Genomic DNA, 23414 nt, shown 5'->3' on the forward strand with positions numbered 1-23414 from the left:
TCCCGCCTTGTTCTCGAGCATTTTTCCTGCGCTATTTCTGATCAGCTACCTACTGTGATTGGTATAACTCTGGCGAGAGGTCAATCTTTGCTGATTTTTTGCGCAGTTGCGACGATTTCCCTCCTTAGTCTGGCTACGATTTACCGCAGGCTCATTTTTTCCTTTATAATGCGCCGTCTTTTTGAAATATTTAGAGGTTCGCTGGTGCAGTTTTTCCAGCGGGCATCAGCAGTGAAAGCTGCAAACCCTCATTCGATACTTTGCGTCTTGTGGCGTAAAAGGACAGTAAGTAACAGATCGGGAAATTCATATGCGCACCCAATATTGTGGTCACCTGAACAAAGCCCTCGCAGGGCAAACTGTAGAACTATGCGGCTGGGTTAACCGTCGTCGCGATTTAGGCGGTCTTATCTTCATCGATATGCGAGATCGTGAAGGTATCGTTCAGGTAGTTGTAGACCCGGATATGAAAGATATCTTCGAGGTTGCTAACCAACTGCGTAACGAATTCTGTATCAAGATCACCGGTGAAGTGCGTCTGCGTCCTGACAGCCAAATTAATAAAGGTATGGAGACGGGTGAAGTCGAAGTGCTGGCGAGTGGTGTTGAGATCATCAACCGAGCAGCGCCACTTCCATTGGACTTCAACCAGAACAACTCTGAAGAACAGCGTCTGAAACACCGTTACCTTGACCTGCGTCGTCCTGAAATGAGTGACCGCATCAAGCTGCGCGCAAAAGCGTCGAGCTTTGTCCGTCGTTTCCTGGATGACAACGGTTTCCTGGACATCGAAACGCCAGTACTGACCAAAGCGACCCCAGAAGGCGCGCGTGACTACTTGGTGCCAAGCCGTGTTCACAAAGGTAGCTTCTACGCGCTGCCTCAGTCTCCACAGCTGTTCAAACAGCTGCTGATGATGTCTGGTTTCGACCGTTACTACCAAATCGTGAAGTGTTTCCGCGACGAAGACCTGCGTGCAGACCGTCAGCCTGAATTCACCCAAATCGATATCGAAACCTCGTTCATGAACGCAGAACAAGTGCGCGAAGTGACTGAAAACATGGTTCGCGATATGTGGCAAGAATTGTTGAACGTCGATCTGGGTCAATTCCCAATCATGTCGTTCGAAGAAGCGATGCGTCGTTTCGGTTCAGACAAACCAGACCTGCGTAACCCGCTGGAAATGGTTGATGTTGCAGATATCCTGAAAGACGTTGAATTCAAGGTTTTCTCTGGCCCAGCAAACGATCCGAAAGGCCGTGTTGCAGTTATCCGTGTACCGGGTGGCGCAGAACTGTCTCGTAAGCAAATCGACGACTACACCAAGTTTGTTGGTATCTACGGCGCGAAGGGTCTGGCATGGATGAAAGTGAACGACCGTGCAGCAGGCTTTGAAGGTGTTCAGTCTCCGGTTGCCAAATTCCTGAACGAGGAAGTGGTTAACGCCATTCTTGATCGCACTGGCGCAGAGTCTGGCGACATCATCCTGTTCGGTGCTGACAGCAAGAAAGTGGTGACTGAAGCGATGGGTGCACTGCGTCTGAAGCTGGGTACCGATCTGGGTCTGACCGACACCAGCAAGTGGGCACCACTGTGGGTGGTTGACTTCCCAATGTTCGAAGAAGATGACGAAGGTAATTTGCACGCGATGCACCACCCATTCACGTCACCTTTGGGCATGACGGCAGAAGAGCTACGCGCAAACCCGGCATCAGCAATTTCTAACGCATATGACATGGTTCTAAACGGCTACGAAGTGGGTGGTGGTTCTGTGCGTATTCACAACTCTGACATGCAAACTGTTGTGTTTGATATTCTGGGTATTGAATCAGACGAGCAGAAAGAGAAGTTCGGCTTCCTGCTTGAAGCTTTGAAGTACGGTACGCCACCACACGCAGGTCTTGCATTCGGTCTTGACCGTTTGGTCATGCTGCTTTGTGGCACTGAAAACATCCGTGATGTTATCGCGTTCCCGAAAACCACTGCAGCGGCGTGTCTTTTGACTGATGCACCAAGCCTTGCTAACCCGGCAGCGCTTGAGGAACTGGCGATTGCGGTTACCGTAGCAGCGAAGAAGAACGAAGAAGACGACGCGTAACGTACACGAAGTCTGCACAAGGGTCAGCACTTTCTGGCCCTTTTTTACACCCAAATTGCCTGAATTCAGTCAGCTTCAGGTAGTTTGATTTTATCCAAGAAAAGGGGCTTAGCTCAGGCTTATGGCGAAACGCTTCTCCTCCCCTCTGCGTTTACTCCCAAGCTTTGCAATTCAAGGTCCTCACGAAGTTGGTTAATCTTGTACTGATAGCTGTTGAGGATGTATTGCGCTCTATCCAGCGCTTCCAATGATTGCTCGCTCTCGGCGAAGTTAATTCTGCCCATCAATGGAAACAGGGTGTTGCTGTATTGATAGGATTTTATGATACCTGCTTGTTCACCTCCTGCTTCTTTCAGGTTCGCGAACAGGGTTCTGGCTTTCTTGAAGCCCTCGTTTAAGGCCGCCCACTCGCTGACTAAACCAGCATGTTTAGAAACAAACGCCTTTTCTAACACTTCGGCTTTGTTCGATTCAGGGTAAAGCCGCTCAAACTCCTTGATGGATGCCAGCACTTTATGGCTTTTATCAACAGAAAACGGCTCGTGGCCATAGGTGTTGACAATCGCCGCGAGCCTTTCATACAAAGGCTGTTGTATAGCGGTGAGTTCTGTCGGCGTATCCGCATGTCTGATCACGCTCAGTACGCGTTCAATGGAATAGTCTTTGATGTTTTCTTTTAGCCTCTCCAATTGTTTTTCTTGGTAGATAATGTAGAAAAACGCCGCAAAAAAGGTCAGTGCGATCATCAGTAGCAAAGGCGTATTTGCCTTTTTGCTGCTGGGTTTTTGGGAAAGCGCGGCCTCAGGCTCGGTCGAAGCAGGCGCAACCAAAGGCTGGGGGGGAGGCGGTTCAGCCTGGTCAAATAGTGTCAGCGACGCCCGCTGTTTCGCCTCAAGATTTTCAATACGGCGGGAAAACAGCGCGACCAATGAATCAAAAGCAGGCGCTGCTCTTCCATAGTGCTTGAGCAATTCTTCATGTATATCAAGCGCCAGCGAACGGCCTAATTCTAGCTTGGCTTTGTCTTTCTCTTCTTGTATCAAGGCTTTGGTAGGTAAAATATTTTCGATATACCATTCAAACGCGGCTAACCGGGCATCTTTTTTTCCTCCTTTGGGAAAGCCGTTATCCCAATAGATCAGGCACATGTCCAAAATGGCGTTTAACCCATCGAATAATCCCTCTATCCCTCTGTTGTGCGTGGCAGCAACGGCGTAATAACACACGCAGCGGAAATCCTTACTATGGTGGCGTAATATCTCCTCCGTGCCTTTTTCGACCACTGGCCAGGAAACCCTGGCCATGATCTTGCTCTTATTATTAATCTGAGCCTTTACTTCATCAAATGGCTCAGTTTCCGCTGCGTTGATACCGCAAGGACTTGTGTGAAATATGGGTCTTTTGATGATACTATTCTTCTTTTTCATCACGCGAAAATCCATTTATCAGCAGTTGTAACAGCTCCCTCCTTCTTGAGTTCGAGGACTGGACTTCCAGTTGGGTGAAGCTTAATTTTTTCTGGTTCTAGAATGATCCTTGAATTTTTAAAATTATTGTCTGATTTTAATTCAATAGAAGACGGACTAATAGTGACACTGGCCTCACTTTTTGATGATACGTTCACTGCCGCTAATTTAGCTTCAGCATTGTAATTACTTCCTAAGTTTTCATATGCGCTTATATTTATTTTCTGTGACTTATATTCAACCTCCCCCAATATTCGCTTTGTTTCATCACCAGTCATTTCCTTTTTTTCGCTTCCATCAATGTATATATTACTAACCAGATTGTTATTATAATTTACTCCTATTACAGGATCATCACCTTCAATATACTTTTCTTTAAAAAACCAATTCTTAGGATTTTTTGGTTTTAATTTATCCACCCCTATATAAACCTTATTATCTTTCATCATATCCGTCCTGTTAACGGCGTATATGTTATAATCCTTACTTAATTGTGTGTCTTCTACTGAGGCGCTAATCCTTCCTTTACTCCATTTATTCACTTTTTCATAATTAAGTTCAGCTTTCATTGCATAACTCACGCTAACTCCTCCGCCAATACTTACAGATAATGCGGGTCCAATTTTTAAGCTCTCACTAGGACCGACCGAAACGTCAGCAGAGTTTCCAACTAGTACATTATTAAAAGAACCTAGCGTTATAAAGGACTTTGAGCCCATTGTAATACTCCTGTAATTCCCCTTGTTGTTATCTTGGTGTTTATCAGGGTTTTCCAGAGCAAGAATTTTTTCATCCTGTTCAATATCATATTGTGTTGACATTTTTTCCTTTCCTCTTTTCGGTTATTTGACATCACAGTGAACGATTTTTTCTGGCATCACGAGGTTTCTGGCTTTTTTCCAGTTCCTTATTGAACGTCCTCCTTGTATTTCATAATTGATGGTCACTTGCTTAATATTGTGTTTTTTCAATGAAAGCAGTGAGCCTGAAAAATCATAGGGAGCCAGTCTCAGGGAGCCTCCGGCCATATCTTGAAGGAAATCGGGAAATGCGCCTTCACCCTCCCAGGCTTTATTCAAAATGAAATCGCCAAAATCGATGCTGATTTTGGTGGTGAAACAGGAAGAGGGCTGCCATTTGAACACCTGCTTCTTGTCATAGTTATGGTTGACCAAAGTCTGTTCGCCGCTTTCACAGGAAAGTGAAAGGGTGGTTTTTTGCGGGTAAGTTAACGCATCCCGGTTGACGGTAACGGGTAAGGACCGAACGCGCACCGTATATTCCTGTTGCTGCGAACCCCGAACATACGCCCCCCGTTCCACTAAGTTGAAAAAGGCGGGCTGGAACTCAATTTGCTTGCCTTGCAACATTTTGGGCTTCCAGCCTCTCCCGTCAAGGCTGACGAAAGGGGTGAGCTGTTGGGTAAGAAAGGTATCTAACAACCCTTTTTTTTCATACAGTCGCTGTACTTTTTCTCTATTGGGCAGATACTTGAGTGGCCCGAGCACGTCACTTTCCCATGCACTTTGTATGCGACAGGCGGCGGTTTCCATGCTGGATTCGAGCATAAACTGGTAGATATTGTTGAAAAGCTGATCGCCCCCCAGCGATGTTGAGCCGGGCGCTAAGGCCAATAAATTCTCCAGTTGCTGTGTGGCCGTAAAGGCATCTTCTATGCCAGCACCGGAAGCTGCGCCGCTTAGCCATCGCCCCAGGCTTTCTGTCACTTTGGACTGATTATCAATATTCTGGTTTTGCACCACCATGGCTTGAGTGAATGCGCCAACCCATTCTTTGCCTTTTTCTATTTTTTCGAAATATGCGCTGTCCCCTTCGACCAGACTGTTGACTGCCGAATCTATAAACGCCTGTCCTTTATTCAGGTTGTCTTGTTCTTTCTCCGCCCAGTAGCCTTTTAACATCGTTTCCGCGAGCGTGAGGGAACGTAAGCTCACATCATTGATTGCTGCTATGGCCTGCAGCGCTTTAAGGGTTCTTTGCTGCAAGATGGCGAAAGGGTTGTCGGGTTGGTTCACCGTGAGAGACACCATACGCCTTTCTGCCATGGTCATGCCTTCGCCGGTCTGGTTGAAGTTCAGGTTCAGGTTGCGCCAATGTTCGAGGTATTGAACGGCATAACCACTGTTGAAACGAGAAACCTGACTGTTGTCGACCAACTTCAAGGCACTGAGTGTGGTCAGCAAGGCTTGAATGTGTTGATGGCCCTGTTCGGTAAATGCCCCCGGTATTTTAAGCGGACTCACTAAAGGTAATTGCCAGAACTCATTGGAGCTGACAGGTCGGTTGTGGTGATTTGCCCAGCTGACCAACCAGGAGAGTTCACCGTTGATGGCAAGCAGATTGTTCAACTGGTTGTCGAGTTGGGCGCGCAATGCGAGCAATTGTTTAGGCTGGGTGTTAAAGCCCAGGTAGGCGTTAAACAGTGATTCGTATACACCTTGGTATAGCCAGGGGGTTTCGCTGTCTTCTGCTTGTCCCGCCGGCGTTGAAAGCGTGATGGGGCGATAAGTATCGTTGAGGGTAGCATCGACTCCCTTTAGCTGGGAGGCGAAATTATCAATCACGGCACCGAGCGCCACACTGGGGTCTTCTGCATGTTTGAGCCACTGCAATTGCCGTTGGTTGGTGGGGTGGATGACCTGACGGTGAAAGTTCTCGCTGTATATGTTTTTCGCGTTAGCAAGGGCGATAACCATGGGCTCCTTTAAGCTGACAGGCTGCAAATAACGGGGGGGCAATTCGCGCTCGAAACCAGCAATCTGGGTATGTAAATCTGACAGCCTGAGCAAACTTTGTTCGGGCGACGTAGTTTGCTTCGCATGTTGTTGAAGGTTCACCAGACTGTTCTGTAGGGCTGATAGCTGGTTGTGACCTTGCCAAAACACATAGGTGAGGGTGAGTGCGCCTACCGTGAGGATGGCAACAAATACGCCACCCAGGGTGTAGACTTTTTTCCGTTGAACATTTAACCATGCGCTGCTGGGGTGGTATGCCGCTCGCTGACTGGGTAACAAGTGTGAAAAGAAATCGTGAAGAAAGAGACCGTGTTCCCTCTCAGGGCCTGTGCTTTGGCTGATTTTCGAGAAACAGGCGCTTTGGGTGGGGTGTTGTTGTCTGGCACTGGAAAGGTAGATCCCTCTCAGTAACACGGCTTCATGATATTTCCCATGACCAAACGCGGATCTGGCGAACTGGTTTAATACTGTTTTCAACGCTTTCAGCTCGTCCGTTAGGCTGAGCTCAGCACATGAGACCTGATTCGGAGAAAGCAGTGATAACGCTTCAATTCGGTCACACAGGTCGTTCAATGCCATGTCAATAAAGTCGGAGGCTTCCAACGTCTGCTCAATGGTGATGCCCAGCGCCTCTTTTTGCTTGTCGGCGCTGAGCTGTTCAGCAAATTCGTTGAAACCAAAGATGTGATCGGCTTTAGTTATCATTAAATATACGGATACACGTGCTTTTAATTCTGTCGTCAGCGCGTTGAGTCGATTAGCAATGTAAGTGCCGTATTTTTTTATTCTCTCTGCATCGCCTTCCACCAGCATTTCTGCGGGTAAGGTAATCACAATGCCATTGATTGGTTCGCGTTTTCGGTGTTTTCCGAGTAGCGTGAGAAATTCCTGCCATTCGTATTCGTCGTCGTCACCATTAAGCGGCAGGGTGTACCTTCCTGCGGTATCGAGTACGACGGCATCTTCAAAAAACCACCAATCACAGGTGTCGGTAGAATCGGCGTTTAACTTTGGACCTGCTTTGGAAATTAACGACGTTAAACCGCATTTTCGTAGCGCGGATGTTTTTCCGGAGTCGGTTTCACCGAGCACCAAAAACCATGGTAAGGCATGCACGGGGTCGCCCTGTGCCGACAACGTCGATTTCTTTAGTGTGTCTATGGCGGCCAAGAACTGGCTTTTTACCTCGGTTTGGCGGTGTTTGTGTTGCTCTTCCGTGGTGTCCAGTTGCGGCTGGTCATGGGTGACCATACGTTTAATGAGACGCTTTTGCCGACGTCGACGTATCCATTTCGCCAGTGAAACCAGAGTGAAGGCAAACGCACAGATCAATAAGGCACCGATTGCGCCATACCACCATGGCCATTGGTTTTTATTCACGGTGTAAAAAAGTGCTGCTGATAAAAGCAGTAACAGGGTGATTAAACAAAGCCAACCTATTAACGCCAGGATTTTCTTTTTCATTCCACTTCTCGTTAGTTGTGTAATTACACAATCAGCTGCTTAAGCAATAATTCCCGATAGATAAAGAAGAGCCCTATAACAAAGCCCACACCGATGACCAGCATGATGAACAGTCCTTTTACTCCCATAGCAGGTCTTAGAGGAATGTCTGACACGCCCGATGAGGTGTAGGTATTAAGTGCAGGAATTTTTATATTGAAAATTTCAAGAAGTGATTGGCGGAACTGGTTCAACGCTGGCTCACCATCCTTGTAATATTTGCCTTTAAAACCGGCATTGAGGCACATCGCATAAACACGCATTACCTCGACCAACGCCTTTTTTTCTGCAGCAGTAGCGCTTTGATATTCGTTGATGAGCATGTTTAAACGCTCGAAAAAGAGCTCTCCCCCGCAAGTGGTCTTGAAGTGGCGGGTCTGTAAGGGTTTCCATTGGGTATCCCTTGCCCAAGCGGAAGCCAGCAGTCTTTCATCTGCCCATACATAGAGTGCAAATAAAGCGAGGTTCGCGTGCTTGTTTGACGATGTGTTCATCCCTTGTTCTAGTTCGATGCACCTTTTTTGTAGCTGCGCAACGAGCTCTTCGTGGGGAGTGGTTAGCCTGTGTTCTGCGATCGCGGACGTTGTCGCCATAAATTTGCGTATTTGACTATCATTCATTGCTGTCTACTTCCTCAGCACATAGAGTGTGACTTGGGCACCCTCATCAGTTGGCCAGAACAAGGCAATCTGGCCTTCTTCTGCTGTTTCCTGCCAGAGTTCATGAGTCACATCGATTTCACAGTAAACCCCTTGTTCTTCTTTGGGTAATCCCCGTGGGGAGGTGCTGTGGGGTTGTAACGGAATACCAGAAAGCGCCCGCATGAGAATGGTGCTTAACATGGATTCCGGTGCCAGCTTTATCAGGTGGCTGAGTGCCTCTTCAATGTCTTCACGGTGTTGTCCTTCAAACAACAACCAGAATTGATAGTCTTCGTTAAAGGCGTCCTCCTCTATTTGGCAATACCAGGTTTCTTGCTGTTGACTGAACCTGATCACATGTTGAGGACCTACCGTGATCGTGTTTAGGGCTTGCTTTATTTGTGTTTGAAGTTCATCAAAAATCTGGCTGAGATTTTCATGATCGTATTCCGGCCAGCGCTCTTTCCCTGATTCGCCGACAACAGATAACTGGCTCACGAAACTGCTTAGCTTAGCCACAATGGAGCAAACATCTGACCAGGCTTTTCTCGGATGGAGGATAGGGGTTTCTGTCACATCCTGAATTTTCCAAGCGCATTCTACGAGTACCCCAAGAACAAGCGTTAACCCGAAGTCATTGCTTCCCTGTTCAAGCAGTTCTTCCGCGGTGGGTTTGAACCTTTCAATGTGTTTTGCCCGCATCAAAATGTGATCACGAATATCAGTAAGCTGGGCTTTTAGGCGTTGTGAGTGTTGAACATTGATTAACGGCGGCACATAGCTTGATACTAAGCGGAATGCTCCACCTTCATGCTCGAGGCGCGCAATGGGTAAAAGGTCGTAGTCACTGATGTGTTCAAGCTCTGATTCAAAAAAAATCTTAACTAAAAACTTCATACTACGAACTTGGGCGTTCAACCCTTTACCATAGAGGTCAGGCACTGAATCCGATTCTTCTGGCACATAAAATCTTGATTCTAGTGAATTTGATAGCTGGTCGCGGCCCATTTCATCGGCATTGGCACCTTCTCCCCGCCATCGTTTGATACCGATGTAGACATTCACTGTTCGTCCCGGTGGAATGTCATCGTCGTCCAGTGTTCGTGTTAACACTGTCGCTTCCTGCGGCACTCTGAATACACTGCCTTCAGGAAAGAAAAACTCGCCACTATTGACGACAAACCGGCCTTGATCCAGATCTTCTGTCCGAATATGAATGTCCTTTAACCCCCAGTGTTCGTTTCGTGTTAACTGGTCTATCCTGTTTTGTCGAAACTGAAGATACTGAGACTCCATTTGAAAATGCTGAGGTTGCAGCAACATCCCCTGATGCCAATACACTGGTGTGATCTTGTCCATGTCCTGCTTACCTTATTCCGTTTCTGTTTCAGACCAGAGGGACTGTTCACCCGCTTTTAGCCGCACAGCCAATTTACCGGGACGGTAATGGTCCGTTTCCCACAATAAACTGCCCGTGGTGGTGTAATCGGTTGGGAATGCATAAAGCTGGGTGACATTTTTGGTGTCCAAATTCCAATATCCCGCTACTACGGCGAGGAATCTGACGCCTTCATGTCTATCCATCACATCAGAAAGAGTTAGCCCCGGTTGAAGATAGAGCCGCTGATAAAATGCCACGGAAGGGCCAAAGCGTTCACATTCCAGCAACTGCCGCACTCCTTGCTCACTTTGGCTGAATTGCACGAACTCAGCGCTGTCAGTCAGTTGGTAAACGCACAACATCAGACTGGTTGGCGCGTCGTTATTCACATTGAGTCGTTCGTCAGCTTGTATGTGGTAGCTCACAGCAGATTTTTGCTTGGTCCACACCATTTGGTTGGGATGTTCCGCAGACGGTGGCAGTTCTTCGGCCAACTCGTCCGAACTGGAACAGGCCGTGAGGCCGAATAACAACATGGCAAGGAGTGTGTACTTCATGACGGTTACCTCATTATCATGACTTTGGTTTGTGAAGGCGCGACGCCGTTTCCAACCGTATTAGGCGACATGCCATTGTGCATAGAAGGGTGAATTAAGGTTGTCGCTGGCATACCAGCATGGATCACACATGCACTGCCTGTGGAATTCCGGCATGGGCCAATAATCATAGAGGAGGCGACACCGCCCATCACACCAGCTTCATCGCCACTACTTAGCAATACTATGGTGTTCGTTGTAGCGGCAGGACCGCTCACGATGATCACCTTGGTATTGGCGGTTGAAGGGTTAGACATGGATCTGTTCATCATGTTGGGGAAAGGGGCTGGTATGCCAAACGGCGGCGTTTTACATACGTCTGCCGGCGCCATGGAACTGCCTGAAACCGCGTTGTTAGCCATGCACATGTTGTTCTCCTATCCCAAATGAATTTTCTTGGCATCCATTGCCATGTGTTTACGTGCGATATGTACGCTGTTTTCTGATTCCACGACATGGGATCCTTCTACCCTCTGCGTGTAGCTGCCACTGCGTTGCTCATCATGTTCACGGACAGTGCGGATACATCGCCCCAGTTTGCTGATGAGCCATTCCGTATATGTTTCCGCCCGTTCGATCACTTGGTGGAGGATTGTCAGGGCAACATCAGCCTTTTCTGCAGTGAGCTTGACCTGGCTAGTTTGTACATGAGTAGATTGGGTTTTTACGTTCATTTCACTCGCGACAAGCGCGGCTTTCGCCGGGGTTTGTAACGTCAACCCAGCGAGGCTTGATAGCGTTAGCTTTTGTCCAGTATGCAAATTTAAAGAGCCGGGGAAGCTGATGTTGGCTGTCTCGATATTTGATTTTTCAAGAACATCAAGAATCCAGAACTTTCCACCCAATATGGCAAGTAAAACGGTGTCGCCGGCCTCAGGCACCAACAGGCATCCGGCTGCTTTGTTCGAAGAAAAGCGGCGGTGATTAACAGTGACAGTAAAAGTACCGTCGCAGACAGTATTGACAATACCGCTGGCCAGCCCGCCTTCCCGTTGATGAGCTGACGTTTTTAATGGTGAGACGACCATGATTATTCTCCCTCTCTATTTCCAGTTTTCTGCTTCTAATAGACCGGTATCAGTCCCTTTTGACCCACGTTTGTCTGCACCTGAAAAATCGGTGTGTTCTAATTTTGTTCGATGAAATTTTGTATATTTGAGATTGCTTTTTGTGAAGTTGGCGAGACTAAAATCAGCATATGAAAAGTCGCAATAAGGCATATTGGCTTTGTAAAAGCTTGATGCTGAACCCATTACGGTTGTCATAATGCATTTTTGCATATCAGCTTCGGTAAAATTAGCGCCAGTCATTTCGGCACTATCAAAGATACAGCCTAATAAGGAGGTATTCTTAAAAGAGGAAAAATTGAGTTGTGCATTTTGAAATGCACAGCTTTTTAACATGGAATAAGACCAGTCGGTCTGTGAAAGCTTTGAATGGTTAAAATAACAATGTGCCATGCTGCTATTTTTTAAATCTAAATTTGTCATATCACAGTTATTAATTTGACAAGCAAAGAAACTGGTATCTTTTAATACTATTTTTGTCAGGTCTTGGTCATCCATGTGGCATTTCTGAAATCGACATTTAATAAAACTAACGTCATTGATTTTACCTTCAGAAAAGATGATGGATTTTAACTTTACTCGATTAAAAACTGATTCTGATATTTTACAGTCAGTCATCATCATTATGTTAATGGAGTTACTGTACCAGCGGGTGTGGTAGAGGCAGCAGGCTTCAATAGAAGAGTGCTCAAATGTGCTGTCTGATATAGTACAGAAGTTCATTTGATTATGTTTAAATGAGACAAATTCGGCCTCAATTTTTCTTAAGGTACTCGATATCATTAAACATCGTTCAAACTTAGTATTTTTTATCTTAGAAAAGCTGAAGTTTGTCTTATTGAGGACACAATTAATGAATGTTGTGTTTGACAAATCAGATTGATGAAATTTGTTTGAAGAAAAATCACATCCCTCAAAAGTCTTTCCGGATAGGTCTATATCAGATAGATCTGTATGCTTTAACTCTACATTACTGATATGCTCTGACTTATCTATCAGACTCAAAAAATCGATCCTTTTCATTATTGATAACCTCGAGTAATACCATTATCCAAGTAAAGTGCGCTTTATATTGCTAGTACGAAAAGCGTCTTTATTGATTTTTATCTTTCTTATATCTGCGTTAAATAAACAGGCTCTTTGGAAGTTAGCACCTAAAAAACTTGATTTGATAAGGGAAGATTGCATGAGATTGGTACTGATGAAACTACAGCCTTCCATATCAGTTCTTCTAACTTGCCCTTGCTTTAATTGAACATTATTGAAGTTGTTACAAGTGAGTTTACTTTCGTTAATATATGCGTGATTGAGTTCGGCCCCATGGAAGTTAGTATTCTTAATATCTGCTTCTATAATACTGAGGCTGTCCAACTTTGCATGCATAAAGCTTGCATTGTCTAATTCTGCTTCGCTTAATGCTAAATGGGATATTTCTGAATTATCCATACACAGTGCTTCCCCTTTTATTCCCCACATACAGCAACGCTCACCTTGCGATTCACTAAGGTTCGTATTGTTGAAGCGGGCTTCATTAAAGATAGAGCGATTAAATATGCTTCCTTTCATCATTGCGTTATCAAAATTAGCTTCAAAAGCCATAACAGAAGAAAAGTCAGCATTGATTAAATACGATTGAGAGAGATTAGCTTTATCCATTTGCGACATATTAAATTTTGCGTGTGTGAGATCTGCAGCGGTTAAGTTGGCCTGTGTCAAATTAGATTCGCTAAAATCACTCTTTGCACACTGAGCTTCAATAAATGATGCTTCTTGTATTAATGCTCTGGTAAAGTCGCTTTCTTCCATCATGCAATGATCGAATTTGGCTTTCTCTGCTTGCACTTCCCGCATTGTGGTATTGGTGAGATCGCTACCGGTAAAGTCTGTCTCCATCATTAAAGCATTCGATAGATCTGCGCCTGACAATTGAATATTGGTTAAGTCTAATTCTGTTAAATCGAGTGACTGCAGTGATTCACCGTTGGCATAGGCTTGTTCCAATTCTTCGCGTGTCAGCTTTTGATTGGCTATACCTTTTTGTTGTTTAGTGGCTTTCGCTTGTTCTTCCAGCGCTTGAACATTTTTCTCAGCTTGCTCAGCATCATCGATTAACTGATTCATTTCTTCGTTAAATGCTGCCTGTTTTTTCTTGGCTTCAGCCAGTTTTAATTCGATGTCTTCTAAAGGGACATCTTTCATCGATTTCATCTTTGGCAGCAAGGTGTCAGGGCTTGGCTGATTGTTCAGCGCATCTCTCATATCCTGATATGTCATGGGGGTGGCAGGCGCGTTTACTTGTGCCCTCGCTTTTTCTATTGCAGCATAAATGGGGGCTTTATCTTCTAGAAAGCGACCTTGCTTTAATAAGGTTTCTTCTGTTCGAGCAAGGTGCTTTTCTGCCTGCTCCTTCATAAATTGCTCAGGCGGTTTTCCTTCGGTGTGTTTGTCGTATGTTGCTCGGATGAGCTCTTCTATTGAGGGCGGTTCAAGGGCATTATCAGACACATAAGGTTGCAACCATTCGCGTGGTTCATGTTCGTTTGCTATCAGGTCATGCAGACGCTCACAATCTTGCGGCAAATACCAAGCGATGACATTAGGGTGCAGGGCTTGCCAGGGTTCGAGCAAACTCTGGTCGCTATTGTTGCCAGTTGCAACGGGGATCAGAATGGCTCCTGCGTGCGCTAGTTCGTCAGCCTTAACCAAGGTGACATCTTCGGCGACGATCACCATGATGGAGTCATCAACGTCCTGCGCGATTTGCCAACCCAGAAACAATTCATCTGCTATGAGGATGTTTTTTCCTTCTGGTCCCGAGCGCCAATTGACAGTTTGGCCGCCGGGAACTTGATACTCCCCATTGGGGTCGCTCAGGTGGTTTGGTCTGACAGTGATAGATACAAATTCGTCGCCCTGATATGTGGGTAGTAGCCATCCTGGGCCAATATCTAAGCTTTCTGGTGCTTCAAGGCCCCATTCTTTTGCTACAAAGGGGTAAGGTTTGTCTATATAGCCCAGCATGTAACGCGCAGCACTCACTGATCTCAGACCGCTAGCCTGATATTCCTCCCAGTGTTTTGAGACGTTTAATTCCGCCAGTGCCAGCAGACTGCTGGCACGCAGGTTCCAGTCTTCCGGGTCTCTGCCCACGTTGTTTATTTTTTCTTTTGCAGCTTGTAATTTCTGTTGTGCATCTAACGTTGCCTGACTGTTTGTCTGTTGAGAATTACCAGCCGCTTCTTTGCTCAATCTTTCATATTGTTTGTCTAATGTCTTGAGGCTTGATTGTTTGAATTCGCTGAGCTGTTTTTGTTGCTTTTCTAACCCTTCCAAGAATTCACTGGTGTCTTCGCCAAATCCTTCGAGCATATCTGTCATAAAGGATCCGTAGTCTGCTATTCCAACGGTAAGGGTGGGTACCAGTCCTCTTAGCTGGGCGATTTCAAAATGACGTTGCCTCGCATTGTCTGCATTGGCTTTTTCTCTCTCCCGTTGAATAGCGAGTTCTTTGAGAGACGCTTCCTGAGCAGCGGCTTCATTGTCCGAAGGATCAATGCCAGCCATTTTTGCTGCCTGCTCAGCAGGCGTGCTGTTTGCTTCGGCAAGGTAATGTTCGATAGGCAAAAGCTCGGTGCCCGGTGGCTCCAAGCCCAGCACTACCGTTTTTACGTCCAGAGCCTCATCATCTGTAATTTCAATTACCCCGTGGTAAATGACTACGCCAAGCTCGACACTGGGAAAGAACCAAACCGTATCGCGGTTCAATGTGATTTCTGAAAACAGCGTGCTGTCTTCTGTTTCATGAAGCGCAAATGCTCTTGGCGTATGAGTGGGTATGCGCCCGGTAAAGACCGGCTGAGTGGGGTGGAGATTAACCAACTGGAACTCTGCACCTTCAGGCACCCATCCCGAAAGCTGTTGGTCAGTGGGGGCGACATTAAAGTAGTTGAGATCAAAATCCTGTGGGTAGCCTGGCCAATGATCAGCAAACCAATCTTTATCGTAAGTTCCCAGTTGTTTGTAGCGACGCGGATGATGGGCATACAAAGGTAAGAAACTCGCGGGTTCTATTTCATGGTCTCTATGCAGTTGGGTATGGCCTGGATAGTTCACCATGGCAGGTTGCTGGAACACATTTCCACTGGGATTCTCGGCGCACTTTTCGTGTCCGTAGGCGTTCGCCCAATCGATAGCCACTGTGCGAAATGGTGACGCAGAGGTCGCTTCGTCTTTCTGCCAATGCCTCGGGCCATGGACTTCAAGGGTTTTACTGTTCCCTGCGAGCCCTGATTTGACCCTTGTATGCTCTTTGGGCGACTCGTAGCAATGTGCTTTTCCTTTGACCAACCATTCACCGTTTGTTTTCGGCATGCCTGTATCCAGGATCTCTTCTCCCAGCTCTTCAGCCAGTAGATTCCACATCTCTTGTTCATCTTTGAGTGTGTTTTGTTGACCAAGCGTGAAAGCCACTGTTGTTGTGACAGTAAAATATTGCTTACCAGCCAGTGAAAACGGGGCGGTTAATATGCCTTGATTAAGGTCTTTTATAATTCTCATTTTTCATTAATCCCGATTAATCAGACATCTATGCTTATAAGTCTATGTCGCCCATTTCTATGGAAACGCCGCCTATTCTGAGGCAAATATGTTGGTTACCTGGGGTGTCATCCATGACGATTTCCGCTCCTGACACTGTTTTGAGCGTATTTCTGTATGGCGTTTGGTCATTCACGATGTTTTGGTTTTTGGCATTTGGGATCGTGCTTTGTATGACGGGCAGGTCAGGGTTGCCTTCTTCAAAAGTGAGGAGTACCTCTGTGCCTTTGAGCAATGGAAAGTGGAAGCCTTGGGCATTTCCGCCATAAGGTTGAGCGAGTCGAATCCAATGGGATGCTTTACCGTCTTCTTTGCTATCTGATGCCAGATCAAAAGGCATGATAACTTTGTAGCGACCTTGTTCGTCGAGCAGGGCACTGTCCCCATTTCCTATTCCGTCTATCACTGCGCTGAGCACACCAGTGATTTGGGGAGTCGGTGTGTTGGGCTGGCTGTAATAGTGCACGGAGGCTGGAACACAAGTGAATTGGTTGGTGTAGTTAATCGTGTCAACGTTTTCATTCTTACTGATGCCGTGCGTAAGAAATGTGGATTGTTTTGCTGTGTGACGAACTTCTGTGATCAGATACGATTGATTTAAACGGCCAAGGAAATGGTCTTTTAAGGCGAAGGTATAGCCTGACTCTACCCAGATTGCGCGACTTTTACCGACATACTGTTTTAACTGGCAAGCGAGTTGACGTGCACAGATTTCTGCAAGATGGTCCACATCTTCGCTCCGTTTAAACTGGGTGCTGTAAACGTAGGTTTTGCCAAAGCCTTTATCTGCGACGGGATGGATAACTTCACTTTGAACATCAGGCTTTTGTTCATCAAAAGCTCTTAGGTGGACATCAACTGTACGGTGCTGCAAATGTTCGGTGAAAGTATGTATCAATTGAGGCTTATTGCTGGAGGCTTCCTGTTCGTCTTCAATGGAATCTAAACCGGATATTGACGCATAAGTAAGCTGTGCTTCGTTTTTACTCTCGTGGATGAGACTTAAATCTCTGATACACAGACAATCCGTCCCATTTTTTTGGTCGAAAAAGTAGTAGATGCCCGTTTTTTCCATAAGACGTGAAACAAAGTCCAATGCGGATTCATTGAATTGGCAGACGTATTCATGTTGCGGATATTCTTTAGTGAGTGAGACATCAATGGTCAAGGTTATCCCGTTGGACTCTATGTCGGTTAACACATGAGTAATGATCTCCGGAACGTTTTTATCTAAGAAAATCTGGCTTTGCGTACCCAGTCCCAATGCCCATAAACGAGGTACTAAAGTGACTTGTATACGCCACTGGCCATGCGTTTTTGCCAACAGTCGGGTTTCGGAGATAATACCGTGATATGTCTGGGGTTCATCGACGCCATTACGCATCAAAAACTGACCTCCTTGTCCGAGAAATACATCTGGATCAATCGGTTCGGGACAGCTTAGGGTGATGTCAAAACAGTAGGGTTGTGAGATAGCCTCTTTGCCATCGACTTCAATGACGTTTAGCGGACTGCCTTGCCAGTTTGTGGAAGTGAATTCAAAGTCCATCATAAATCCCTATCTCTGGAGTGTTTACCTATCATCTTTAGTGCTGATAATGTGGGTTTATTTGATTCTATTTATCTGTTTTGGAAATCAATTACTCGTTCCGTCGACAGAAAAATAATCCAGCTGGAAGTTCAATTTAAATAATCCGTTTCCTAATGAGGAATTCAGTCCAAGCAGCGCTGAATTATCGTCACCTAAGTAGGATTGGGTACCTTCCAAACGCTCGTACCTAAGGTCTAAATTAACGTCCAGCCCTTCTTGTATATATTTCTTTAATGTTCTGAGTAGCTTTCTATGCTTATTGCCATCAGGCATTAATCCGAGAAAAAGTGTGTAGTCATGGGTTGTTATTCGTATTTGGATATTGTTGGCACAGTCAAGTAGCTGTTCACCCAAATAGCATTCTCCATTTAGGTGGGTGTTCTGTTGACCTAGCAGGCACAACTGGCTTGAAGGGACATCTACCCATTTGGGGTACCATTGATATATTGAAACTGACGCATCGTTTCCAACCAGTTCTTGAACCACTGACTTTAGCCCGTATGCCGATCGCCTTGTCTGTGTGAATAGTCCTGCATAGGGGAGGAGTTCGAAGGCGTCGAATTCATCTTGGGCACTGGTTGCCGGAATGCACTGACCTAAAAACGAAAACAGATGGCTCGTTTTTGCTTGATCATTTCGCTCAACAAGCCAGGATATGAGCCGGTACTTCTCCCATGCCTGAAAGTACTGCTCATAAACAGGTTCCACCAAGAGATCCAGAAAATCACGTTGTACTGTTTCATCATTTCTGAATTCCGCTAGAAGCTCTTCTGTATAGAAGGTTGGCAACGGTGAGGCGATACCATACAAACCAAGAATGTTGGTGGTGATTTCTATATGGTCATTGTCTTTAACTATGCTTTCCAGATGATTAGCTGAAAAAGCCAGTGATAACGTAGAACGTGACTTTATTTTGTTTTTAGTCTCTGTGAGACCAGAATTTAATAACCTAATAGCCTGTATATAAGTGAACTTATGTGGCTCTTCAAAAAGCAGGTCAATAGGCTGACGTTTATTCAAACTAGACATTTTAAACCCACCTTTTCTGGCCAGGTAATACGATAATGTGTCCCTGCTTCTTCAACGACAAGTCTTGTAAAGCTATTAATGCTGGCATAGCCAGACAGAAGTTTGTTGATCGCACAACCAAACAAATACATGTCGCCTTTCCCAGAAAAGCCATCTGGATGAAGAGTGATGACTATTTCATTTCCTCTCGCCATCATTCCTTCAAAAAGTCGTAATATGGGTTGTGAGGTGATGGTCAAAATCGATTCAACACGTTTTGTATTAGCAAGGGTGGTTGACGTATCCTTTGAGTCGGTAAATATATATAGCTTGAGCAAAGTAATTAGGTTCTGTCTTTCCGCCAAGCTAGCCTGGTTGATATATAAGTGTGACAGCATTCTCCACAGTAACTGGTCACCAAGTGGTGATTCTACAGCGGTCGTGGGTTTGGTGATGTTAGAGAACTCGGCTAATACAGGCGATGTACTGGTTGCTTCACATATGTCGCCCACTCTCAGACTGTCTGCAACACTGCCATTTGTACACTTCACTTTAATCGCTAAGTGTTCTTGCTTTATTTGATTTAACGGATCGGTATAGGCTACTGATATATAGGAATCGCAGGCATCTCTTACCATCGAGGCCTTTCTCTTCATAGAATAAACAGGTACTCGGGTAGATTGAGGGTTAAACATGGTAAAGGGCAAATACTCTCTCTGATTAGCTGAGCCTTGTTGGAAGCCTACAATACTTTCAAGAGAATAAATCTGGTACTTATCTCCACCCGCGGGGTTAACTCTATATTCAGTGATACTATGGTCTAAACTGATGCTATCAGCATGATGGTTGAATAAATTAACAGCTGGGACGCAAAATAGCTGAAAGTCTTCGCGTTTAAATGCTTTGTATGGGTTAGGCGTTTTCCATCTCAGTTGTATTGAGAACGTTTTCTCATTGAGAAATCGATTTTGTTGTAACCATTCTATGCCAAGAATATCTACATATAATTGATGTTTTGGTAGTGTGAAATATTCCTGAATACTTTTAAAAGATGTATTGGCATTATTGGGATACTCAAACAAACTGATAGCACCACTCTCAGAAAGTAGACTTATTGATTGGTTGCCAATTAAAGAGTACTTCTTTCCTTGACAAACCAATGTAGTGCCTTCGAGGTTTTCTCGAATAAATAGCAGGTTGTCCGAGGCGTCAACATAGCTCCCGTCTAAATAAATACGAAGGTAGTTTTCTTTTAGTACAGCTACTGATGCTTCGATGAAATTAAAATTAAGTTGCAAAAAACTGGGTTGAACTTCAGCCGAATCTAACGCTAAAGGATAGATACTGAGATCTTCGCAGGTAGTGAATTTGCAGGTAACACCCTTATTTTCAATGCTGTTGAGCTCTGTACCCGCTTTTACTTTACACAGTTCATTCAGGCCTATCTTAGGCTTGAATTGAACGATTGTTGTTGCAGGTAAAGGACGCATATAATGCGGGAATAGCAGATGAGCCAGACTATGGATCAGCTCAGGAAAATCATCATCAAGGCGCTGTTGAACAGAGCCTGTTAGGTATGCGACCCCTTCAAGAAGCCTCTCCACATCAGGGTCAGCACTTTGGTCTGCCAACATAGGTGCTAGAGAGGGGTGCCTCTTAGAGAACTCCTTCCCTAGGCTCCTGAGCAGAGACAGTTGATTTTGATAATGATCTTTGAACATGCTTAATTATTTCCGCTGTAAGGCAATATAGCCGTCAGACTTTAATACTGTTTCAAAAACTAACGGTATTATCTTATTCTTGAGTTCAATCTTTGCCTCTAAAACAAAACATAATACTAGTGGTGATTTATTATCTTTCTGTGTATAGACATTAACTGACTTAACTCTTCTTTCATATTTCAAAATCAATTCTGAAAGGAATTTCTCAAGATCATGTCTGATATCAGAGCCTTCACCCCAGCGTAAATCACTAAAATCAGGCATACCAAAGTCTTTATCAATGGGTACGCTTCCCTGTTGGGTATTTAAGATTCTATGTATATGATTTGTGATAGAGTCCAACAGTAACTCTTTATCAGAAGAATTTTCACCACCAGATCTGATTCTCTCTAGTAATCGTTGCTGTTTCATATAAGACCCAAATAGGGGGCGTCCCCCCTAGATTAATGGCTCAGGGGTTTATACCCATGAATCCTCAGCCGAAATATTTCCGTCATTGTAAGTATGAATTATCTTCGAGTAGCTAAAGCTGACCTCTTCCATATCCATATAAGCTTGATTATCCGGATGGAATGTTAGCGGGGTATGTGCCTTTCGATTTACAATAATTGCATCTTCTAACTGGATAGTATAATAATGCTCTTCAATACCTTCCGCAGTAATACGCCAAAAATCTAAGGTCACGTTTGAAAACCTTTCGCCACTACATACGGCTTGGAATATTTTTGGTGAAGCGACATCAAGACCTTTTACTACGGTGAGAGGGTTATGAATCCTCTGTCCCGTTGGTAAACCATCATGCGGGTTTTTAGGAATTGTTGTTTCCTGTTCACATTGATAAACAAGTATTTTATCTTTCTTGCTATCGTGTGATTGAATACAACCACCTTTAATATCTCCCTGTGTTTTTCCAGTTAGAGACATGTACATTGTTAATGCCATGCGTAAGCTCCTTTAATGATTTAAATACACGCTTTTACTCTTTGTCGAGTTTCCCGACCAATGAGAGGGTAAATGACGCTCCCATATATTTAAAATGAGGCCTTGCTTTAAGTGATACCTGATACCAACCTGGATCACCTTCAACATCATTCACAGCAATTTGTGCTCCCCTTAAAGGATGTTTACTTCTTACGCCCGGCTGTGGGTTATCCATCTCTGTGACATATTGGCTAATCCAATTATTTAGCTCTCGTTCGAGATCTTGTTTTTCTTTCCAGCTGCCAATATTTTCTCGTTGTAATACTTTTATGTAGTGTGCCAACCGATCCATCACCAGCATGTAGGGAAGCTGGGTAGAGAGCTTGTAATTAAGCTCGGCTTCTTTAGCGCCTGGGCCAGAGAAAGTTTTGGGCTTTTGACAAGAGTTTGCCGAAAAGAATGCTGCGTTATCGCTCCCTTTTCGCATGGTCAAGCCAATAAAGCCTTCTTCGCTGAGTTCGTACTCTCTGCGCTCTGAAAGTAAAACTTCTGTGGGAATTTGTGATTTGACCTCACCCTGCGAGTGGAACTGGTAAGTCGCGAGATCGTCAACCATGCCACCGCTTTGTGGGCCAATAATGTTTGCACACCAGCGATAGTCTGCGAAGCTGGCAGCAAGCCTTGTTGCAAATGCAAAAGCTGTGTTGCCCCAGCAGAAATTATCGTCGTTGTTATTGACCTGCTCTTTATAGTTGAATAAATTGCAGATTTTTCCGTCTCCGCCATAAGGCTGACGAAGAAGGAACCTTGGTAATGTTAAACCTATATGGCGAGCATCTTCACTCTCTCTGAACGAATTCCATTTTTGATATTGAGGCCCTTCAAATACAGACCTGAGGTCTTTTAATGAGGGCAGATTCTTCCAATTATCAATACCAAAGAACTCTCGGCCTGCTGCTGCAATGAAAGGTGAATGAGACATAGTGCAAACTGCCGCGATATCAGAGAGCAGTTTCATGTCTTGAGAGCCCGGGCCGAATTCATAATCTGCTATGATTGCCCCATAAGGTTGACCGCCAAACTGCCCATATTCTTTTGTGTAGGCTAACTGGTACAAACCTGACTTCACGACTTCTGGGCTATCCTCAAAGTCTTCATACAAGTCTTGTTTGGACAGGTTCATCATTTCCAGACGAATGTTTTCCCTAAAATCCGTTCTTTCCACCAGAAATTGTAAACCGCGCCAAGTGCTCTCAATCTTAAGAAAGTTAGGATCATGCAATATTTCATCGACTTGAAGAGACATCTGCTCATCAATTTCTCCAATGATGGCATCGACTAGGTCACCATTAATTTTTACTCCACGGTACTCGGGTTTCACCAGATCCCTAATTAACGCTTCAACACCGCTTTTCATGATTGGAAATGCTTGGTTGTCTGGTGTGACTTTTGTGGCTTCTATGATTTGATCCAGCAAAGTAATATCTTGGATACTATTAACCTGCTGACCACTGTCTTGTACTATGTTTGTGTCGCTCATTCTGAGTCTCCTTTCTCTATGAACTCATCTAAGCCGATTTCTTTTAACAAAGTGGTGCGCGATTCATCATCAACAATAAGCGTTTGTAGTTTTTTTCTAAATTCAGGTACGTTACTTAATGGTCCTTTTAGTGCTTTCAGAGCCTCTCTTAACTCCAGTAATTTTCTGAGTTCAGGAACTTGTTTGATAATGTTGTCAGGTTCAAAGTCCTTCATACTTTCAACATTTAGAGAAACGGCTATATTTTCACCTTCCTCTGCACCTGCTAATTTCCTTGGAACAGAAAGCTGCAAGCTCAATCCTTGCGATTGAAGAACATCATCAAAATTGGCTTTGTTTATATCTACTGGATTACGTTCTTCAACGGGTCTCTCGTCCTCTTGATTTGAAAACTCTCCAACTACCAACATTTTTAGTGGAAGTTCTACACCTTCAGATGCGCCATCAGTAGCGGGACGATAAACTATATTTACCCTTTCTTTTGGGGCGACAGTTCCTTTATCACTCATTATTGACTCCTAGCTTTTAA

General features: G+C 44.8%; 19 protein-coding genes. 2 read left to right on the forward strand and 17 right to left on the reverse strand.

What is annotated here, in order from left to right; genetic code table 11:
- Positions 1–310 precede the first annotated feature (310 nt).
- Complete coding sequence (gene aspS, locus VP504_RS17245; RefSeq protein ID WP_325892249.1) at positions 311–2098, forward strand: aspartate--tRNA ligase; 1788 nt, start codon at positions 311–313, stop codon at positions 2096–2098.
- Between the two features lie 119 nt (positions 2099–2217).
- Here the strand turns inward: aspS and VP504_RS17250 are convergent, their stop codons facing one another.
- From VP504_RS17250 to VP504_RS17280, 7 genes are read right to left on the reverse strand one after another with little or no spacing between them, the layout of a single operon-like run.
- Positions 2218–3525: a type VI secretion system ImpA family N-terminal domain-containing protein gene (locus VP504_RS17250; RefSeq protein ID WP_325894080.1), complete on the reverse strand. Its 1308-nt coding sequence runs from the start codon at positions 3523–3525 to the stop codon at positions 2218–2220.
- Complete coding sequence (locus VP504_RS17255; protein ID WP_325892250.1) at positions 3525–4385, reverse strand: hypothetical protein; 861 nt, start codon at positions 4383–4385, stop codon at positions 3525–3527. The genes VP504_RS17250 and VP504_RS17255 overlap by 1 nt, the downstream gene beginning before the upstream one ends.
- A gap of 21 nt (positions 4386–4406) precedes the next feature.
- On the reverse strand, positions 4407–7784 hold the full coding sequence (locus VP504_RS17260; RefSeq protein ID WP_325892251.1) for a type VI secretion protein IcmF/TssM N-terminal domain-containing protein: 3378 nt from the start codon (positions 7782–7784) through the stop codon (positions 4407–4409).
- 23 nt (positions 7785–7807) lie between these two features.
- The gene (locus tag VP504_RS17265) at positions 7808–8443 is read right to left on the reverse strand and encodes a DotU family type IV/VI secretion system protein (RefSeq protein ID WP_325892252.1); all 636 of its coding nucleotides are present in this window, start codon (positions 8441–8443) and stop codon (positions 7808–7810) included.
- Positions 8444–8449: 6 nt separating this feature from the next.
- Entirely contained in the window at positions 8450–9823 is a 1374-nt protein-coding gene (gene tssK / locus VP504_RS17270; protein WP_325892253.1) for a type VI secretion system baseplate subunit TssK, read from the reverse strand.
- Between the two features lie 12 nt (positions 9824–9835).
- Positions 9836–10402 (reverse strand): type VI secretion system lipoprotein TssJ, encoded by a 567-nt coding sequence (gene tssJ, locus VP504_RS17275; RefSeq protein ID WP_325892254.1) that lies wholly within the window; start codon positions 10400–10402, stop codon positions 9836–9838.
- Positions 10403–10407: 5 nt separating this feature from the next.
- On the reverse strand, positions 10408–10734 hold the full coding sequence (locus tag VP504_RS17280; RefSeq protein WP_325894082.1) for a PAAR-like domain-containing protein: 327 nt from the start codon (positions 10732–10734) through the stop codon (positions 10408–10410).
- On the opposite strand from VP504_RS17280, the gene VP504_RS17285 reads away from it, so the two are divergent.
- Positions 10697–10831: a hypothetical protein gene (locus tag VP504_RS17285; RefSeq protein WP_277814926.1), complete on the forward strand. Its 135-nt coding sequence runs from the start codon at positions 10697–10699 to the stop codon at positions 10829–10831. The two genes, VP504_RS17280 and VP504_RS17285, sit on opposite strands and share 38 nt — an antisense overlap.
- Here the strand turns inward: VP504_RS17285 and VP504_RS17290 are convergent.
- From VP504_RS17290 to tssB, 10 genes are all read right to left on the reverse strand, one after another.
- Positions 10819–11469: a DUF3540 domain-containing protein gene (locus VP504_RS17290; protein ID WP_325892255.1), complete on the reverse strand. Its 651-nt coding sequence runs from the start codon at positions 11467–11469 to the stop codon at positions 10819–10821. The two genes, VP504_RS17285 and VP504_RS17290, sit on opposite strands and share 13 nt — an antisense overlap.
- Positions 11470–11484: 15 nt before the next feature.
- A complete protein-coding gene (locus tag VP504_RS17295) occupies positions 11485–12531 on the reverse strand; it encodes a pentapeptide repeat-containing protein (protein WP_325892256.1) in 1047 nt (348 codons plus the stop codon).
- 24 nt (positions 12532–12555) lie between these two features.
- Entirely contained in the window at positions 12556–16065 is a 3510-nt protein-coding gene (locus tag VP504_RS17300) for a DUF2169 domain-containing protein (RefSeq protein WP_325892257.1), read from the reverse strand.
- 34 nt (positions 16066–16099) lie between these two features.
- Complete coding sequence (locus tag VP504_RS17305; protein ID WP_039849950.1) at positions 16100–17656, reverse strand: type VI secretion system Vgr family protein; 1557 nt, start codon at positions 17654–17656, stop codon at positions 16100–16102.
- An 84-nt stretch (positions 17657–17740) separates the two neighbouring features.
- Positions 17741–18724: a type VI secretion system baseplate subunit TssG gene (gene tssG / locus VP504_RS17310; RefSeq protein ID WP_002538472.1), complete on the reverse strand. Its 984-nt coding sequence runs from the start codon at positions 18722–18724 to the stop codon at positions 17741–17743.
- A complete protein-coding gene (gene tssF, locus VP504_RS17315; protein WP_325892258.1) occupies positions 18712–20424 on the reverse strand; it encodes a type VI secretion system baseplate subunit TssF in 1713 nt (570 codons plus the stop codon). Before tssF ends, tssG begins: the two co-directional genes overlap by 13 nt.
- Before the next feature lie 6 nt (positions 20425–20430).
- Positions 20431–20835: a type VI secretion system baseplate subunit TssE gene (gene tssE, locus VP504_RS17320; RefSeq protein WP_325892259.1), complete on the reverse strand. Its 405-nt coding sequence runs from the start codon at positions 20833–20835 to the stop codon at positions 20431–20433.
- 48 nt (positions 20836–20883) lie between these two features.
- On the reverse strand, positions 20884–21366 hold the full coding sequence (gene tssD / locus VP504_RS17325) for a type VI secretion system tube protein TssD (protein WP_039849948.1): 483 nt from the start codon (positions 21364–21366) through the stop codon (positions 20884–20886).
- A 34-nt stretch (positions 21367–21400) separates the two neighbouring features.
- Positions 21401–22885: a type VI secretion system contractile sheath large subunit gene (gene tssC / locus VP504_RS17330; protein WP_325892260.1), complete on the reverse strand. Its 1485-nt coding sequence runs from the start codon at positions 22883–22885 to the stop codon at positions 21401–21403.
- Entirely contained in the window at positions 22882–23394 is a 513-nt protein-coding gene (tssB, locus tag VP504_RS17335; protein WP_325892261.1) for a type VI secretion system contractile sheath small subunit, read from the reverse strand. The genes tssC and tssB overlap by 4 nt, the downstream gene beginning before the upstream one ends.
- Positions 23395–23414 lie beyond the last annotated feature (20 nt).

This window comes from Grimontia sp. NTOU-MAR1, assembly GCF_035758505.1.
GTDB classification, from domain to species: Bacteria; Pseudomonadota; Gammaproteobacteria; order Enterobacterales; family Vibrionaceae; genus Enterovibrio; species Enterovibrio marinus.

Bases quoted from the DNA above. Each gene is read 5' to 3' on its own strand.
- VP504_RS17305 (WP_039849950.1), bottom strand. From the start codon at position 17,656: ATGATGGACTTTGAATTCACTTCCACAAACTGGCAAGGCAGTCCGCTA.
- VP504_RS17255 (WP_325892250.1), bottom strand. From the start codon at position 4,385: ATGTCAACACAATATGATATTGAACAGGATGAAAAAATTCTTGCTCTG.
- VP504_RS17300 (WP_325892257.1), bottom strand. From the start codon at position 16,065: ATGAGAATTATAAAAGACCTTAATCAAGGCATATTAACCGCCCCGTTT.
- tssD (WP_039849948.1), bottom strand. From the start codon at position 21,366: ATGGCATTAACAATGTACATGTCTCTAACTGGAAAAACACAGGGAGAT.
- tssF (WP_325892258.1), bottom strand. From the start codon at position 20,424: ATGTTCAAAGATCATTATCAAAATCAACTGTCTCTGCTCAGGAGCCTA.
- tssK (WP_325892253.1), bottom strand. From the start codon at position 9,823: ATGGACAAGATCACACCAGTGTATTGGCATCAGGGGATGTTGCTGCAA.
- tssG (WP_002538472.1), bottom strand. From the start codon at position 18,724: ATGTCTAGTTTGAATAAACGTCAGCCTATTGACCTGCTTTTTGAAGAG.
- VP504_RS17290 (WP_325892255.1), bottom strand. From the start codon at position 11,469: ATGGTCGTCTCACCATTAAAAACGTCAGCTCATCAACGGGAAGGCGGG.
- tssJ (WP_325892254.1), bottom strand. From the start codon at position 10,402: ATGAAGTACACACTCCTTGCCATGTTGTTATTCGGCCTCACGGCCTGT.
- VP504_RS17285 (WP_277814926.1), top strand. From the start codon at position 10,697: ATGGATCTGTTCATCATGTTGGGGAAAGGGGCTGGTATGCCAAACGGC.
- VP504_RS17250 (WP_325894080.1), bottom strand. From the start codon at position 3,525: ATGAAAAAGAAGAATAGTATCATCAAAAGACCCATATTTCACACAAGT.
- aspS (WP_325892249.1), top strand. From the start codon at position 311: ATGCGCACCCAATATTGTGGTCACCTGAACAAAGCCCTCGCAGGGCAA.
- tssB (WP_325892261.1), bottom strand. From the start codon at position 23,394: ATGAGTGATAAAGGAACTGTCGCCCCAAAAGAAAGGGTAAATATAGTT.
- VP504_RS17265 (WP_325892252.1), bottom strand. From the start codon at position 8,443: ATGAATGATAGTCAAATACGCAAATTTATGGCGACAACGTCCGCGATC.
- tssE (WP_325892259.1), bottom strand. From the start codon at position 20,835: ATGAAACAGCAACGATTACTAGAGAGAATCAGATCTGGTGGTGAAAAT.
- VP504_RS17260 (WP_325892251.1), bottom strand. From the start codon at position 7,784: ATGAAAAAGAAAATCCTGGCGTTAATAGGTTGGCTTTGTTTAATCACC.
- tssC (WP_325892260.1), bottom strand. From the start codon at position 22,885: ATGAGCGACACAAACATAGTACAAGACAGTGGTCAGCAGGTTAATAGT.
- VP504_RS17295 (WP_325892256.1), bottom strand. From the start codon at position 12,531: ATGAAAAGGATCGATTTTTTGAGTCTGATAGATAAGTCAGAGCATATC.